Consider the following 16440-nt stretch of genomic DNA (forward strand, 5'->3'; position numbering starts at 1 on the left):
AGGCGTGGAACAGCTCGCTAGTGTGTTAACTCCACTGACGTTAATCGTCCGTTAGGTCGAAACGTTAGAAACCCCCACTTCAAGCTTTGCTAAGTGGGGGAGTATTCATATGAGCCTCTTCTTTCTATAGTACCTTTTCAATTTCCTTTTCTAACTGCTCTGGCTTCGTCTGCGGCGCAAAACGCTCAATTACTTTTCCATCACGCCCTATTAAAAACTTCGTAAAGTTCCATTTTACCGCCTTCATGCCAAGTATGCCCGGTGCCTGCTCCGTCATATATTTGTATAGCGGATGCGCATCATCACCTTTCACATCAACTTTCGCAAACATTGGAAAAGATACACCGTAATGTAATTCACAAAAGCTTGTAATATCTTCTTCTGTCCCTGGCTCTTGTCCTCCAAATTGATTGCATGGAAATCCGAGTATTTCAAAACCTTGTTCTTTATATTTTTCATACAAAGCTTGCAATCCTTTATATTGCGGTGTAAAACCACATTTACTGGCAACATTCACAATTACTACTACTTTTCCTTCATATGTACGTAACGACTTTTCTTCTCCTTTTATTGTTTTTGCAGAAAAATCATAAATTGTCATATTATATCGACTCCTTCATGTCATACACTCCTATAGTTCTATCATAAAATGCAAGGTGTATATTGTCTAATGAGAACATTTTATTTTTGTTCAAAAAATCGTCACAATTCACTAGACATTTTCCTTGGAAAGTTTTACAATGAAAGTGTGAACAAAATGTGACAGTTTACCTTCTAAATTGTGACATTTTCAATTCCATTATTAAAAATAGGGATGGTGTTGATAATGAAAACTGCACAAAGTGAAAAGCTTTCTAATCGCGAATTTTATTTCGTATTATACATGATGATGTTACTTGTTTTAGGTTGGTTTATGGATGTTAACGGTATTTTCTTAAGCAAATATTTCACACTCGCAGGAATGATTACAGTTCCAGCAATTGGTGGTCTTGTCGGCTACTTTATTATGTCTCTTAGCAAACAACATAATAACTAAACGTATTACATAAAGGCAGAAAACGATGTTTCGTTTTCTGCCTTTTCTTTTATAATAAAAGAATAATAAACTACATGGAGTGATAAATTTGAAAAAAGTAGAAAAACTCTCTTCACAGCTATACCTGATCGACGATTATGACTTACAACATGAACAACGTACAGGTACATATGTCTTACTCGGTGATGACATTACTATAATTGAAACGAGCGCTGCACCTTCTCTTCCTTATCTGTTAGATGGATTACAACAGTTGAATATCCAACTGGCCGATATAAAAAATATTATTGTTACACATGTTCATTTGGACCATGCTGGTGCAGCTGGCTTAATGATGGAAAAATGCCCAAATGCAACGCTGTTCGTTCATTCCCGAGGCGCTCGTCACATGATTGATCCAACAAAACTCATTCAAGGTGCAAAAGCTGTTTACGGTGATTCATTTGATACACTCTTTCATCCCATCTTGCCTATTTCAGAAGAACGCGTTCACATCGTACAAGATGGTGAAACATTACAAATCGCCAATAACCGGACGCTGACATTCTACGATACACCAGGTCATGCAAAGCATCACATTAGCATTCATGATTCTTTAACAAACGGTATATTTACTGGCGACACGATTGGTATTTACTACCGTCAATTAGCTGAACTAGGTGTTGAACTTTATTTGCCAACAACATCTCCTACACAGTTTCAACCCGATGCGATGCTATCTTCAAAAGACCGTATTCAAAATATGAATGTCGATTTTATCTATTTCGGTCATTATGGTGCCTCTTCTCATATTTCTGAAATTTGCACGCAGCTAGAACATTGGCTCCCAATATTTGTTGAAGCAGGAGAGCAAGTGTTTGAACATGAACAAAATTTTGAAAAGGCGAGTCAAGAACTATCCCTTTTATTACTTGAAAAAGTTTCATCACATCTTACAAATCAAGGTGTCCCATCGTCACATTCTATTTATGACTTACTAAAACTTGATTTAGAAATCGGGGCTATGGGAATAATTGATTATTTGATAAAGCGAGAACAAACAAAAACTACTTCAAAATAAGAATCATACTATCTTCACCAAAATGTTTGTCGCTGTAATACAAAAAGAGTCCATTTTTCTTGTCATGGACTCTTTTTGTAAAGTTCATTCAATAATTTACTTTTGTACTTTTTCGTTGACATAATTCATAAAATTGTCTGCTTCTTGAAATGCTGCTTTATACTCTTCAGGCACCTTATCTATCGTAATTCCCTCACTTGATTTCATTTTCGATTGTATTTTTTCATATGTCATTAAAGCATGTACGTATTGCTTATATTCTTCAGGAGTTAACACTTCTTTACTTGATTTCTTTCCGTTTAACTTATCGAAATACGGTTGAATTACCATGGAAGCCTTCATCATTTCCTCTTGTTTCTCTTGAGAAAGTTGATCATAATCAATGTTACCATTTGCATCTCCATACTTCATTTTTGTATCTAGTAATTCTTTTAACAATACTGTAAACTCTTTATACTCTTTTTCTCCCATCTCACCTTTTGCTTGCGATAACTTCGCATTTACATGCATATACCCTTGAAGTGTTGCATTTGCAAAATGTTTCTTTACATTATCAAATGATCCATACACACCATCCGCTACAAGAGATTGATACGAAAAAGCACTCGTTGGAATAAGTAATGTTGCTGCTAACACACCCGTTATAAGATGTTTTTTCTTCGATATCCCTCCACGTTTTATTTTCATTTGATTCATTACTTTTTCTTTCAATTCCGGTGATGGTACAATTCCTCTCGTTTCTTCTTGTAAAGCTTCTCTTACTTTGTATTCAAGACTCATCATACATCCCCCACTTCTTTTAAAATAATATTTCCGCCATGCTCTTTTTGCCGTAATTTCTTTAAAGCTGCATAAATTCGAGATTTAACCGTTCCAACTGGTATATCTAAAATATTTGCTACTTCTTCTTGAGAGTAATCATGTAAATACCGCAGGATGATGACTTGTTTTAATTTATAAGGTAACAATAAGCTCTTGATTGGACAACTTATTGACAAGATCATTAGAAAAATCAAATTCAATTGGCTTTCGCTGTTCTTCTGCTTTTTTCACAATCCGTAGACGCATCCATCTCTTTCTCCTATAGGAATGAATTTGTCTTACAGCAAGACCGATTAACCATGGCCGAAAAGGACGCTGCCGATCATATTGACTAAGCGATTGATACAATTGCATATATATTTCCTGAACAACATCATCTACATCCGACTTATCCTCTATTAAAAAGTGAGCTGTCTTATACACATCTTCAATTGTTTTATCGTATAGTTCACTGTATGCTTCCTGATTTCCTAATAACGTCCGTTCGATAAGATAACCATATTCAGCGGATTTCTCCATCTTTCATCCCCTCCTTCCATAAGTCGTACACTATATATTGGCAAGAACAGAAAATTTCGTTCGATTTTTTGGAAATAAATTTTTCATAACATTTTCTTATAACCCCTAATAACCATTATATAATTTCCCAAATTATCACGGGCATTTAAAATAAACTATAGAATCTACTTTAGGAGGACTAATCATGAAAGCAATTGTTGTAACTGCCTTTGGAGGCCCTGAAATGATGAAGTATACAGACGTAGCTATGCCGTCTATTAACGTGAATCAAGTTTTAATTCGCGTCGTTGCAACAAGTGTGAACTTTGCTGATATTAAATCTCGATATGGAAAAAAGGGAACTGGAAATCTTCCTTTTATACCTGGTATCGATGCTGCTGGAATCGTAGAACAGGTCGGATCTAACGTAACGAATATTAAGGCGGGGCAGCGCGTTATTGCTTTTCCTGTTAACGGATCGTATGCCGAATATGTTGTAGCAAATGAAGAACTTACTTTTGTATTACCAGATGAAATTGATTTTGAAACTGCTGCGGCTTGTCCAATTGTTTCCTTTACAAGCTATACACTGCTAGCAAATGTTGCAAGAGTACAACAAGGCGAAACTGTACTGATCCATGCCGCTGCAGGAGGAATTGGCTCAACAGCTATTCAGCTCGCTAACATTTTAGGTGCTGGAAAAGTCATTGGAACAGTTGGAAATAAAGAAAAAAAGAAAATCGCTTTAGAAGCCGGGGCAGATTATGTTATTTGTTATAAGGAAGAAGATTTTGTACATAAAGTGAATGAGATTACGAATGGAGAAGGTGCAGATGTTATATTAGATTCTATTTCTGGTACCATATCAGAACAAAGCTTGCAATGTCTTGCTTTCTATGGGCGCCTTGTCCATTTTGGAAATGCAAGCGGTGCTATCGGAACATTTCAGACAAAAGATCTACATGCAAGCTGCCGGTCTATTCTTGGCTTTAGCTTTGGCACAACTCGAAAAAAACGGCCTCATTTACTCGGGCATACTGCAGAGCAAATATTTCCTCTTTTAAGCAATGGTAGCCTACAAATTAAAATCGAAAAACGTTTTTCGCTTCAGGATGCAGGGAAAGCACATGAATGGGTCGAAAGTAGACAAAGTACTGGAAAAGTTTTATTAGATGTTCAACTAACATAATATAGTTCCCTTTCCAGTGGAGGTGTCTTATATGGGCTCAAGAATTATGCATTTAATTATCGCAAATTGTATTGCAGAGAAGCTGGCTATTCATGATAAAACCTCTTTCCTACTCGGAGGGGTTGCTGCTGATGCAGTTCATTCTAGAAATGAAAAAGAAATATCGCACTTTTATACAGGTACAGTAAAGAACTATACAAGAAGAATTGATTATGAAGCATTTCTTCATAAATATAAAGTATATAAAGATTCTCCCTTCATATTAGGGTACTATACACATCTCATTGCCGATGATATGTGGCTACAAGGTTTTTATCTCCCCTGGCTCAAAAATCGAATCGATTATGATCCTAACCTTCTTTCTCTGTATCATCATGACTTTAAACTTTTAAATGGAAAACTGCTCCATTATTATGATAGAGATCGGAGTTTATTTCATATTTTGAATATGAAAGCAAGTGTGGTAAATGTTGAAGAAGTGCTTGAGGAAAACATCTATGCTTTTAAATCGTTAATTTTTGAAGATATGCTGTACTCACAGCAAGATGTATTCGCAAACCTACAAGTATTTACACTAAATCAAATCATTGGATATATAGAAACTTCTATTCAGAAAGGTATATTCTGTTTAGAAAAGCAAACCACTAATCCATCCACATCTAAATGATAATAAAAAAACGTGACTACGTAATATTCGTAGCCGCGTCTTTTTTACTTATCTAGGCTTTTTCTTCCCAGTGAATGCTGGTTTCTTTTTCTTTGGTTCTTTCGGTTTCGATTCAACAAACGATCCTTTAAACATTTCTTGTTTCTTAAACTGAATACCTAGCTTCTTCGCAAATTGAAGTAACTTTTTCTCTTCTTGCGGTGTTACAAGTGAAACAACTGTCCCCTCTTTACCCATACGTCCTGTACGTCCTGAACGATGAATATATTGGTCCAGCGTATCTGGCAATTCTAAATGAATAACGTGTGTTAAGTCATCAATATCTAGTCCACGCGCTGCGATGTCTGTTGCTAATAAAATCTCTACTTTGCCTTGACGGAATGCACGCATTGTTGCTTCACGTTCTTGTTTGCTTGCTTCCGCATGAAGAGCCGCTGCTTTCATCTTACGGAATTTCAATTTCTCAGCAATTTCATCTAAACGGAACGGATCATTTAAGAAAGCAACTGCTTTTACATTACCAGTGTGCATGATTTTACGAACAAAATCATTTTTTTCTCGGCGTTCACAAACGATATACGTATGTTCAACAAGACTCTTCGTTTCTGTGCGTTTCACACGCAGAATTTGCGGTTCAGTTGCAAAATCACGCGCTACTTCTTCTGCGTCTTTTGTCATTGTTGCCGAGAAAAATACGACTTGACGATCACGCATTGTCGATTTAATTACGTCGGACACCGCATCAATCATTTTTTGTTTTACAATTTGATCAAACTCATCAAATACAATTGTTTTCACTTCATGCATTTTCAATTTCTTCATACGGATTAGTTCTAAAATACGTCCAGGTGACCCTACGATTACTCGCGGATGTTTCTTTAGTTTCTCTACTTGACGCTTAATATCTGCACCGCCAATTAAAGATGCACCTGAAATCTCAGTACCTGCAGTAAACTTTTGTACTTCTTCATGAATTTGCATCACAAGTTCACGTGTTGGTGCTAAAATAACCACTTGAGGTTGTTTCACTTCAGGGTTAATTTTATGTAAAAGTGGTAATAAATACGCTAATGTTTTACCTGTTCCTGTTGGAGATTCAGCAATAACGTCTTGTCCTTCTAAAATTGTTGGAATAGCTTGCTTTTGAATTTCAGTAAACTCTTTAAAACCAGCCTTCTCCCAAGCTTGTTGCAAAAATGGTTGCATCTCTTTTATCATTTCTTTTTCTCCTTTATCTCTATTTTTGAAGAAATTGTTGTATTATTCGCATCGTTTCTATCATATGAGAAATAACAGTTACTAAGTCATCAACATGATCTTCTGTAATCGCTTTTTGAAATAAGATGTCTACTTTATTATGATATGAAATCGCTTGCTTATTATATTCGTATGAAATTTGCTGCGTAATCATTCGTTCTTTTCCCCATATGGATTGTAGCAACGCTTCGATTTCTTGGCAATCTTTTTCTGGATACCCTATAGGAAATTCAAAGAAAAGCTTCATTTCACAACCAGGAACAAAATTTGGTACCTCTAATATCTCACCTGATAAATTTTTTGCATTAACTGATAATAAAAACGTCGCTTCCACTAATGGCTTGATATATTCTGTGAGCTGAAACGAAATGGTATATGTACGACTAAGTGATGCCAGATCCATTATATCCTTTCGATTCGTTATAATAATGTCAGCATGTAAATCAAAATCATATACAGCTCCTTCAACGACAACTTTTAAATTTTCAAAAGCAGTTGGATCAAACATATATTCCTCCAAAAAACAAGCGCCTTTCCATCGAAAGGCGCCGCATGATGTACGTATAGTTTACCGATAAAAGAGAAGAAATACAACCTTTTAAAATAAACCTACTGCTTTTCCATCTTCATTTACGTCCATTTGAAGAGCAGCTGGTTTCTTTGGAAGGCCTGGCATTGTTAACATTGTTCCTGTTAATGCAACGATAAAGCCTGCACCAATAGATGGTTTAAATTCTCGAATTGTCACAATAAAGTCAGATGGACGTCCTAGTTTTGTTGGATCATCAGAAAGAGAATACTGTGTTTTCGCCATACAAATTGGTAAGTTACCCCAGCCTTCTGCAGCAAATTGTGTTAATTGCTTGCGAGCTTTTGGCGCAAATTCAATATCTTTTGCACCGTATACTTTTTGAGCAATTGTACGAATCTTCTCTTCTAACGAAAGCTCTAAATCATATAAAGGCGCGTATGTATTCTCACCTTTTTCAATTACTTTTAATACTTTCTCTGCCAGGTCAACACCGCCTTGACCGCCTTTTTCCCATACTTCTGTTAAAGATACTTCGTAACCGCGCTCATTGCACCACTCTTGTAAGTATGCAACTTCTTTATCTGTATCTGTAATGAATTTGTTAATTGCGATAACAAATGGAACACCGAATGCTTGAATGGTTTCAACATGTTTTTGTAAGTTTTCCATACCTTTTGCTAACGCATCAACATTCTCTTCTTTTAAGCCATCTTTCGCTACGCCGCCATGCATTTTAAGAGCACGAATTGTTGCAACAATAACAACTGCTTCTGGTTTAATGCCTGCTGCACGTGCTTTAATATCTAAGAATTTCTCAGCACCTAAATCTGCACCAAAACCAGATTCCGTAATCACATAATCACCTAATTTTGCTGCCATTGTCGTTGCGATTACACTGTTACAGCCGTGTGCAATGTTCGCAAATGGGCCGCCATGAATGATCGCTGGTGTATTTTCTAACGTTTGTACTAAATTTGGTTTTAACGCATCTTTCAATAATAGTGTTAATGCACCTTCTACACCTAAATCTTTTACTGTTACAGGTTCATTATCCATGTTATAAGCAACAACAATGCGTGCTAAACGTCCTTTTAAGTCTTGTACATCTGTCGCTAAGCAGAATACAGCCATAATTTCAGATGCAACTGTAATATCAAAACCGTCTTCACGCGGTACACCTTGTACTGGTCCGCCAAGGCCGATTACAACATTACGAAGTGCACGATCATTTAAATCTACACAACGTTTCCATACGATTTTACGCGTATCGATGCGCAGATCATTTCCTTGTTGAATATGATTGTCAATAAATGCTGCAAGTGCATTATTTGCAGTTGTAATCGCATGAATGTCACCTGTAAAGTGAAGATTAATATCTTCCATTGGTACAACTTGTGAATAGCCTCCGCCTGCTGCACCGCCTTTTAATCCCATAGTTGGTCCAAGAGATGGTTCACGAAGTGCAATCACTGCTTTTTTACCAATTTTATTAAATGCTTGTCCTAAACCAACTGTTACCGTTGATTTTCCTTCCCCTGCTGGAGTAGGGTTAATTGCTGTAACTAGTACAACTTTTCCATCTGCTTCCCCTTGTAAGCGCTTAAAAATATCAAGAGATAGTTTCCCTTTATAATGACCGTACGGCTCTAATTCTTCTTCTAAAATGTTTAATTCTGCTGCAATCTCTTGAATTTTCTTCATACCTGCTTCTTGCGCAATTTCAATATCAGATTTTACTGTAGTAGTTGCTGTCATATTCCCTAGTCCCCCTTTAATTGTTTCTGAAAATATTGTATCAGTTTTTTGTATTTTCTGCACTTATAATCCACCCTTAAAATAAAACTTCTATCAGTGAGAGTAATTGCCTGTTAGTAGCAAGAAAAGTTACTTCTTTTGAAACATAAATACCCACATAAATGTTAAGGCTTGCTGCAATTCAAGCGGAAGTTGTCCAATCATCTTTTCGTTTACCCCTCGTTTATATACTCCCATTCCATCTATCAAATATAACCCCTGTTCCTGTGCAAGTTTTTGAAACTCCCATGGCATCATTGTGTTACAAATGACATTTTTTCCATATAAACGCGGATAGCTATTCTCACGCGGTTTTGCAGTTGGTCCTAAAATAGCAATACAGGCAAAACCTTCTTTTCCTAACACTCGCTTTATTTCCTGCAACGCTTGAAGGGGTGCTTCGGTCCATTCTAATGAATTTACCGCTAAAACGGAGGCAAACTCCTCATCTTGAAACGGTAACGAAGTAAGATCGCCCACTATAAACGATAAATTAGAATGTTCACCTCGCTTTTTCCCTTTTTCAATCATTTGCTCCGATAAGTCGACACCACAAGCTTTGTAACCAGCTTTACTTAGTTTATATGTACCATACCCATCCCCGCATCCTACATCAAGAACAGTTTCTCCGCTTCGTATATATTTTTGAAAAAACGGAATAATTGTACTGCGGCTACCATCATCCCACATTTCTTGACTATTTTGATTCCAATAATCCGCATTATCATTCCATTTTTGCTGCGCTGCTTCATGCCAATTAAACTTCGTCATTCTTCGCCCACCTTTCCATTTTACATCTACATAAAATTCATTCTACACCATTTTACATTTTTCCTGTTTATTCTTAAGAAGAGATGGATAATATAACAGATAATTGTTTTCCCATTTTTTTCTTTGTTTGTATATAAATAATAAGCATGTTTTCTTATTTAATAAAAAATACTAAGCATACCCTAATTCGAAAGAGAGGGACATTCCTTGCCGAAAAAACGAATACATCATCTAAAAAGCGGAGAAAAACAGGAAGAATATGCAATAGAAATCACGCCTCAGCGGCTTCCAATTAGACGTCGTCGTAAAGAAATTCATAAAGAAGAAGAGCGGACAGACATTGGTGCAATTGTTGGATACATTGCATTATTTCTCTCTTTATTTTCAATAGCTTTCTATCCCATTACACTTGGATCCCTTTCCATTCTTATTGGACTTCTTGCTGTTCGTTACGAAGCAAAAACACTCGGATATACAGCCATTGGCTTTGGAGGATTTTCTTTACTTTTTAGTTTATTATATCCGTTCTTCTTATCAGCACTTTAAAAAACACTTGTTTGATACAAACTATGACACACAATATTTACCTACTAAGAAAAAGGAGTGAATCTGTCACTCCTTTTTCTCATATACAGCTTATTTTTTCGCCAATTCATCCTAAATCTAGAAGTTTTTCCATTTCAAAATTAATTCGTTTACTTTCTCTTTTGTAAGGGATGCTTATTAACGAAATAACATCACATATCCGCAGCTACTACAATGATAGGCAGTAATTTCTTGAAACACTGGATAGTTCTCCTCATCTCTCTGTTCAATAAATACTTTTTCAAAGCGATACATATTTGGCGCATATGCCCAGTCTTGTTTTGTACGAGCATATAATGTAGACGAAAAAAAGTCTTCTCCCCCGCAAACCATGCAAATCTTATTCAACATTACTCCCTCCCTAAGCTTGTCTTATCCTAACTATATGAAAGAGAGTACAAAAAAAAGACCTTCTACATTAGAAAGTCTTTTCAGTGGAAAAGAGAAACATACCCAATATTCCAACAGCGCTATACGTCTTCTTTTTCTCTGTTTCTGTTTGAAACGTCTGCTCTATCTTTATAAAAAATACACCGTTTCGAACATCCATACTAACAAACTCCATTTTCTCTTCTTTTTGATCTTTTTTCTGCGTACAGTTAAAATCCACTTCATTACACACAATTGAATATTTGTCTTCTAAATGCTTTTGAAAATCCGCTTCTTTCGGACATGTTAATAGCATGATTGCGACAAGTATAATACTACCAATACCTACTACAAGAAAATTCTTCTCCATTTTGTCTCCCTTCAAAAAAGAAAACTTGACTCATATCGTCAAGTTCTCTTAATCCATTACCCACTGCCACTCTTGTTCTTTCTTATCAAAGATAAGCCATCCTGTTTTAGAAGCTTCACTTTTCAAATCTTCTAAACCATCTAAAACTTCATTTGTACTTTCATACGAACCGATGACATAAACAGGAATCTCTAAACCGCGTCTTGATTCTATTTTCCCTGCTAAGTCTAAGTATAAGCCATCTTCCATAAATGGCAGAAGTTCAAGAATAACCTCTTTTGAAATTGCTGGATAAATTTTCGATTTTTGAAAGAATGCGAATCGTTTTTTTCCAAATGAGCCAAGTTTATAAGGAATTACCTTACTAAGCATGCCAACAAAGTCATGCATTCTTCGGTAATATACTTTATTATACCATCCGTCATCGTAAGAAAGATAAACAAATCTATTTTTCAAAAGCGGGAAAAAAGCCTTCCCAAGCGGTTCCTTTTTGTGCGCCAAATAAAGCAATTCTGCAATTTCTTTTGGCGCCAATTCATCCAGGTCATTTACATCATCAAAATCAATCCAACAAAATTCCTCAAACTCCTCGACATCTGCTGAAATTAATTTATGTATATTCTCTTCTTCTACATATTCGAATAAAGTATGATAATGAAAGTCCGTCCATTCAAAACTATGCTTTAAAAGCAGCATTTGATGAAGCGGTGAAGGAATATTGCTTGCAAACTCCTCAAACGTAATTCCAGATGTGATAAAACAATGATTGCGACGATTACCATTAATATAAATCATATTTTTGATTTGGTCAGATCCTCCAGACAAAGCACCTAGCCACCTTCGTTTTATATGTTTCAATACTATAGGATATTTTATCACGAAAATTTTTAGAAATATAGAAAAAACTACAAAAACTATTTACATTTTTATGAGTTTTATTACATCTCCATTACAAGAAAAAATGCCTGTTTATAAACAGGCATTTTTCATGCGATTTCATCTGGATTTTTTGGATAATGTGAATGATCTTGTTTTTTATTATTTTGAAACATCGACTGAATTTTATCAATGGTTTGCGGTGCAAGTTCAATTACTTTCTCTGCCAGATGCGTTGCATTTTGTAAATGAAGAATATTTACGCCTTCCTTATTTACAACAAGAAAAGCAACCGGTGTAATAGAAACTCCACCAGCACTACCACCACCAAATGCCGGATGACCTTGTACCTTTTGTGCATCATTTGTGGAAAAATCTGATCCACCTGCTCCAAAGCCAAACGCTACCTTTGAAACAGTTAATACAATGCCACCATCAGCTGTTTGAACAGGCTCACCGACAATTGTATTTACATCAACCATTTCTTTCAAATTTTCCATTGCTGCTTTCATCAGCCCTTGAATTGGATGATCCACCGTTCATAACCTCCTTTTTCATATCCTTCCTAGTTTTTCCTAAACATTGTGAACTAAACATAAATTTTTTATTGATTTTCAAAATAATACGTACTAATATTTAGAAAATACAAAAAAGGGGACAGCAAACATGATTCGCAAGTTAACTGAACAAGATCATGAACAAGTACTTTCTTTCTTAAGGAAAGAAGCTGCATTTAATTTATTCTTAATCGGTGATATTGAGGCATTTGGATATGATCAAAACTTTCAAGAACTATGGGGGCAATTTACGATAAAAAATGAATTACACGCTGTCTTATTGCGTTTCCATGATTCCTTTATTGCTTATGCCAGGGATTCATTCCAGTCAGAAGCATTCATGAATCAATTCATTAACTATGACCATATTAAACTCTCTGGAAAATCAGAGGTTGTCGAGCATTTTGAAAACCTCACGAACTTAAAGCTTGGTAAAAAACTGCAGACATACTTTTGTGAATGTACAACTGCAAAACAATTAGTCGAAGATACAAGCAAAGAGGACATAAAAATAGCAACTGCCTTGGACGTAGATCGTATTATGCATTTACGAAAACAAATTACTGAATTTAAGATGGCAGACAATAGCGGGAAACTCCTGCGCCAAGCAATTGAAACAAACACAGGCCGGACATATTACATAGAGAAAAACGGAAAAATTATTGCCTGTGCATCCACATCTGCTGAAAATTCATTATCTGCCATGGTTGTAGGGGTATGTACACACCCAAATCACCGCGGAAACAGATATGCTTCGCAAATCGTAAGTAAAATGATTCAAGATTTTACCAAGGAAGGCAGAGCACTTTGTTTATTTTACAGCAACCCTGCTGCTGGACGAATTTATAAACGTTTAGGCTTTGAGGATATTGGAACTTGGACGATGTATCGCTAGAATGAAACTGCCATCAGCATAGAATATCTTCATTCCTACTGATGGCAGTTTCATTATATTCATGTAAAATCCTATCTCAGTCTACACACTGAAAATGCTCTACAATTGGAAACGGTTCATAAAAGTGGTGTATTCCAAAATGGCTCCCCATTAATTTTGTGATAACCAGAAAATACTTTCCCAGGCTCCATTGGCTGAAAATGTTGATAGCTTGGACAAGGAATGGAAAGTGAAACATAGTTTTGTATTTTCTCTAACAACTTTGTCTCAGCAATGAGTTTTGCAATTCCTTCTTTATATTTTGGAAAACGAAATACTATATGTTCATTTACAATTAGTACATCGTTATTTTGACCAATATCATTTACATAGGCAGTCTGCACGTCAAGATTCGGGTAAACTTTTTCCAAGTATTGAACGTACTCATTTTCTCTTACCATTTCTTCACCTTCTTGACTCTAATTGTTGCGTAATTCTACTTTTCTTCCCAATTTATTTACTCTCACATCTCAAACTCATAACAATTTGCCTCTCAACGAATCCCATTTCTTTATACAACTCTTTCGCAAAATTCCCTGCAAATACATTCAAACGAATTTCTGAGTAACCTAACTTTTCGAGTTCATCAACCGCTGCTCTCATAAGCTTACGTGAAAGACCTTCCCCACGATAAGGAGGAAATATATACAATTCATAAATAAAACCTAATTCTTCCCCAGAAAAATAGTCCTTATTGCTTCCAATCAATACCCACCCTTTTAAAATATTATCTTGTTTACTAACAAGATAATATGCTCCTTTTTCTAAAAGTGGCGTCGTAATTTCCAGTACTTTCTCTTGACTAAACTTTCTCGTTTTCATAGTTCCTTCATATAAAGACTCAGCCGCATGAGCTAAAATTTTTTCCACATCACTTTCAGTTGCTCTTTGAATCATAACCCACTCTTTCCTCCCCCTACTAAACATGCAATACCATTCTTAATGTTTTCAGCATATGCCCATCAAAGTCATCTTCAAACGCATCAACCACCGCAAACCCTTTTGCAGTATAAAATGCTTTTCCGGTTTTATTCTCTGATTCTACGTTAATATATATCTTCTTAACACCTTCTAATATTGTAATTCCTTTACGTAATAACGCTGTTCCCATACCGCTCCCCTGGTACGCGGGCAATAAGTATATCGCTCCTAACTCAGCTTCATTTTCATACTTTATTGGTGAAAAATTAGCAAACCCCACAACTTCCCCATCTACTTCTCCTACAAATAAATGCGAATGTTGTAATCGCTGCTTCATCATGTCATCAGAATAAGCATGCTCTAAAAATTTCTCTTGTACTGCTGCTGGAATAATGTCTTTATATGTATCATCCCAAGAAGTCTTGGCCACATATTGTACAGACGGAATATCTTCTTCCTTCATCTCACGAATCATAAAATTCATAAAGGCTCCTCCTACTACTTTTTATACATCTAGCAAATCATTCTTAATACAAATAACTTATCTCTTCACCACTTTCATTTCTTCCCATTCCTCACGAATCATTCCCATCCGGATTGAATCATAATACACCCCATTATAATAACGGCATTTCCTCATCCTTCCTTCTAACTGCATACCAAGTTTCTCAGCTACTTTCATCATACGGCTATTTCCTGACCATGTTGTCAAACCGACCCTTCCGATCGTCATATGTTGGAATAGAAAGTCAATATACATACGTAAAGCTTCTGTACCATACCCTCCATTCCAATATGCTGGATTGTAAATCGCAATCCCAATCTCTAACCAACGTGAAGGCTCATGTTCCCAGTAATACGTTACGATTCCTATAATTTCACCATCCTTTTCAATAAGAAACTTTGAATATGGATCTTTCATTAATTTAAAACGTAGTCCTTCTTGAAAAGCAGAAAACTCTTGTCTTACAAACGGAAAATACGGTGCATCCCATTTTTTCCACTCTGGATGTTCTTCTTTATAAACTTCTTGCCATAGCGGGTAAAAATCTGCGTCTTCTATTGTTCGAACAACTACTTTTTCGCCTTCTAAATACGTTTGTTTCATAAAATCCTCCTATATGTGCTTCTTTCAATTGCTATATGGCAGATAACACAAAGCCACTTTTCTCCACTTTTAACGTAATTCCGAAAGAAGCCCCCATCTTCAAGCGCGTGACGGGCATGAAGTGAGCCCAGCGGTAAAGTGGGGATGAATTTCGGTTAGGCATCGCCTAACTGATTTGTAAGAACTGCCAATTATTCGTATGGTGTATACGTTCTATCTCTGATCTCTTTACTTGTTTATAAGATTTAGCAGGATTTTGTATATATTGTCCATATATATCTTGTACGTATACCATTTTCCCTGTAAACCCTGCCACAAATCCTACTTGTCCCAATACTTTCACTTTATCCCCTAAATAGATTCCATCTACATGCGGTGTATTTTTCTTGTTCCGTTTTGCACTTGTATTCTTTGTTTTCCTTCCTTTTCTTGCGGTTGCTTCATGTAGGGAACGCTTTTTCTTTCTAAATTGCTTGATGCGAAATTCGCCGCTTTGGTCATATCCTTGTAACCGTTTTGGATTTGTAATCGCAATGGCGTCATTTACATGTGTTTTGGATAAATCTAACTCTTTTCGTTTCATTGTGGTGTAACTGCCATACGTAATGTCACAATCTAAACGATTTATGATTTGTAACCGCAATATATTCATAAAAGCAGTCTCTTTATATTGTTTTGGTTTCTTGAAAATGTGTTTGAGTGTCCCTTGATGAAATTTTTGATGGCATTCATCATGCACTGTTACAAGATTATCTGCCATATCAGAGCCACCATTGCAGCATTCGATAATATGATGCGTATGCAAGATACCACCTTTTTTCTTGCAGATTTGACACGTATAGTTATCTCTCGCAAATACGTAATATCTTGTATTCCAAAAGCCAAACGCATCTCTGTGTTGATATTCTATTCCTTGTATACTGGGATTTTTTAGCTTTTGCGCATCAAATTTCCCTACTTCTACAATGACTTTTGGTGAGGGGAAGAGTGACTTGAATGTTTCAATCCAATGAATTTGGTTATCTACTCTGCTTTGAATCGATGGTGGCAACCAGCCTTCTTTCTTTTTTCGATTGAGAAAACGAGCTTTGCGA

The 16440-nt window shown here is 36.0% G+C and carries 21 protein-coding genes and 1 pseudogene; 6 read left to right on the forward strand and 16 right to left on the reverse strand.

Translation table 11 applies throughout. The annotated features are described in order from the left end of the window. Positions 1 to 124 precede the first annotated feature (124 nt). Entirely contained in the window at positions 125 to 601 is a 477-nt protein-coding gene (locus tag MR076_RS24840; protein WP_242225192.1) for a glutathione peroxidase, read from the reverse strand. Positions 602 to 814: 213 nt separating this feature from the next. Between MR076_RS24840 and MR076_RS24845 the strand changes: the two genes are divergently transcribed. Continuing rightward, entirely contained in the window at positions 815 to 1036 is a 222-nt protein-coding gene (locus MR076_RS24845; RefSeq protein WP_242225194.1) for a DUF3925 family protein, read from the forward strand. Between the two features lie 88 nt (positions 1037 to 1124). Continuing rightward, positions 1125 to 2096: an MBL fold metallo-hydrolase gene (locus tag MR076_RS24850; protein WP_242225196.1), complete on the forward strand. Its 972-nt coding sequence runs from the start codon at positions 1125 to 1127 to the stop codon at positions 2094 to 2096. A gap of 96 nt (positions 2097 to 2192) precedes the next feature. On the opposite strand, the gene MR076_RS24855 is transcribed toward MR076_RS24850, so the two are convergent. Together MR076_RS24855 and MR076_RS24860 are read right to left on the reverse strand one after the other, a co-directional pair. Continuing rightward, the gene (locus MR076_RS24855) at positions 2193 to 2876 is read right to left on the reverse strand and encodes a DUF3600 domain-containing protein (protein ID WP_242225198.1); all 684 of its coding nucleotides are present in this window, start codon (positions 2874 to 2876) and stop codon (positions 2193 to 2195) included. Beyond that, positions 2876 to 3437: pseudogene (locus tag MR076_RS24860) on the reverse strand (sigma-70 family RNA polymerase sigma factor). Before MR076_RS24860 ends, MR076_RS24855 begins: the two are co-directional and overlap by 1 nt. 184 nt (positions 3438 to 3621) lie before the next feature. Here MR076_RS24860 and MR076_RS24865 point away from each other — a divergent pair. Beyond that, on the forward strand, positions 3622 to 4605 hold the full coding sequence (locus MR076_RS24865; RefSeq protein ID WP_242225200.1) for a quinone oxidoreductase family protein: 984 nt from the start codon (positions 3622 to 3624) through the stop codon (positions 4603 to 4605). 31 nt (positions 4606 to 4636) lie between these two features. Next, entirely contained in the window at positions 4637 to 5272 is a 636-nt protein-coding gene (locus MR076_RS24870; RefSeq protein WP_242225202.1) for a hydrolase, read from the forward strand. Positions 5273 to 5320: 48 nt separating this feature from the next. Here the strand turns inward: MR076_RS24870 and MR076_RS24875 are convergent, their stop codons facing one another. The 4 genes from MR076_RS24875 to MR076_RS24890 form a co-directional block, all read right to left on the reverse strand. Then, positions 5321 to 6490 (reverse strand): DEAD/DEAH box helicase, encoded by a 1170-nt coding sequence (locus tag MR076_RS24875; protein ID WP_242225205.1) that lies wholly within the window; start codon positions 6488 to 6490, stop codon positions 5321 to 5323. A 19-nt stretch (positions 6491 to 6509) separates the two neighbouring features. Next, on the reverse strand, positions 6510 to 7037 hold the full coding sequence (locus MR076_RS24880; protein WP_242225207.1) for a hypothetical protein: 528 nt from the start codon (positions 7035 to 7037) through the stop codon (positions 6510 to 6512). A 90-nt stretch (positions 7038 to 7127) separates the two neighbouring features. Then, positions 7128 to 8816 carry a formate--tetrahydrofolate ligase gene (locus MR076_RS24885; RefSeq protein ID WP_277928611.1) on the reverse strand — a complete coding sequence of 563 codons (1689 nt, stop codon included), beginning with the start codon at positions 8814 to 8816 and terminating at the stop codon, positions 7128 to 7130. 129 nt (positions 8817 to 8945) lie between these two features. Further along, positions 8946 to 9626, reverse strand: coding sequence for a class I SAM-dependent methyltransferase (locus MR076_RS24890; protein WP_242225212.1), 681 nt, complete (start codon positions 9624 to 9626; stop codon positions 8946 to 8948). 207 nt (positions 9627 to 9833) lie between these two features. Here MR076_RS24890 and MR076_RS24895 point away from each other — a divergent pair, with 207 nt between their 5' ends. Next, positions 9834 to 10172 carry a permease gene (locus tag MR076_RS24895; protein WP_242225214.1) on the forward strand — a complete coding sequence of 113 codons (339 nt, stop codon included), beginning with the start codon at positions 9834 to 9836 and terminating at the stop codon, positions 10170 to 10172. 177 nt (positions 10173 to 10349) lie between these two features. Here the strand turns inward: MR076_RS24895 and MR076_RS24900 are convergent, their stop codons facing one another. From MR076_RS24900 to ytfJ, 4 genes are all read right to left on the reverse strand, one after another. After that, positions 10350 to 10562 (reverse strand): hypothetical protein, encoded by a 213-nt coding sequence (locus MR076_RS24900; protein WP_090997903.1) that lies wholly within the window; start codon positions 10560 to 10562, stop codon positions 10350 to 10352. 67 nt (positions 10563 to 10629) lie between these two features. Then, a complete protein-coding gene (locus MR076_RS24905) occupies positions 10630 to 10950 on the reverse strand; it encodes a hypothetical protein (RefSeq protein ID WP_242225216.1) in 321 nt (106 codons plus the stop codon). Positions 10951 to 10998: 48 nt separating this feature from the next. Next, entirely contained in the window at positions 10999 to 11775 is a 777-nt protein-coding gene (locus MR076_RS24910; protein WP_242225238.1) for an oxalate:formate antiporter, read from the reverse strand. A 161-nt stretch (positions 11776 to 11936) separates the two neighbouring features. Beyond that, entirely contained in the window at positions 11937 to 12362 is a 426-nt protein-coding gene (gene ytfJ, locus MR076_RS24915; protein WP_242225239.1) for a GerW family sporulation protein, read from the reverse strand. 130 nt (positions 12363 to 12492) lie between these two features. Here ytfJ and MR076_RS24920 point away from each other — a divergent pair, with 130 nt between their 5' ends. Then, positions 12493 to 13278: a GNAT family N-acetyltransferase gene (locus tag MR076_RS24920; RefSeq protein WP_242225240.1), complete on the forward strand. Its 786-nt coding sequence runs from the start codon at positions 12493 to 12495 to the stop codon at positions 13276 to 13278. 116 nt (positions 13279 to 13394) lie between these two features. Here MR076_RS24920 and MR076_RS24925 read toward each other — a convergent pair whose 3' ends face one another. The 5 genes from MR076_RS24925 to iscB form a co-directional block, all read right to left on the reverse strand. After that, on the reverse strand, positions 13395 to 13718 hold the full coding sequence (locus tag MR076_RS24925; protein ID WP_242225241.1) for a protein kinase family protein: 324 nt from the start codon (positions 13716 to 13718) through the stop codon (positions 13395 to 13397). A 52-nt stretch (positions 13719 to 13770) separates the two neighbouring features. Further along, complete coding sequence (locus MR076_RS24930) at positions 13771 to 14214, reverse strand: GNAT family N-acetyltransferase (protein WP_242225242.1); 444 nt, start codon at positions 14212 to 14214, stop codon at positions 13771 to 13773. 22 nt (positions 14215 to 14236) lie between these two features. Beyond that, positions 14237 to 14722, reverse strand: a complete 486-nt coding sequence (locus tag MR076_RS24935; protein ID WP_242225243.1) for a GNAT family N-acetyltransferase — start codon at positions 14720 to 14722, stop codon at positions 14237 to 14239. Positions 14723 to 14779: 57 nt separating this feature from the next. Continuing rightward, entirely contained in the window at positions 14780 to 15346 is a 567-nt protein-coding gene (locus MR076_RS24940; RefSeq protein ID WP_242225244.1) for a GNAT family N-acetyltransferase, read from the reverse strand. 166 nt (positions 15347 to 15512) lie between these two features. Further along, the coding region (iscB, locus tag MR076_RS24945) for an RNA-guided endonuclease IscB (protein ID WP_242225245.1) at positions 15513 to 16440 on the reverse strand (928 nt) is incomplete at its 5' end.

Origin of the sequence: Bacillus cereus group sp. BfR-BA-01380 (assembly GCF_022663535.1) — a bacterium.
GTDB classification, from domain to species: Bacteria; Bacillota; Bacilli; order Bacillales; family Bacillaceae_G; genus Bacillus_A; species Bacillus_A cereus_BB.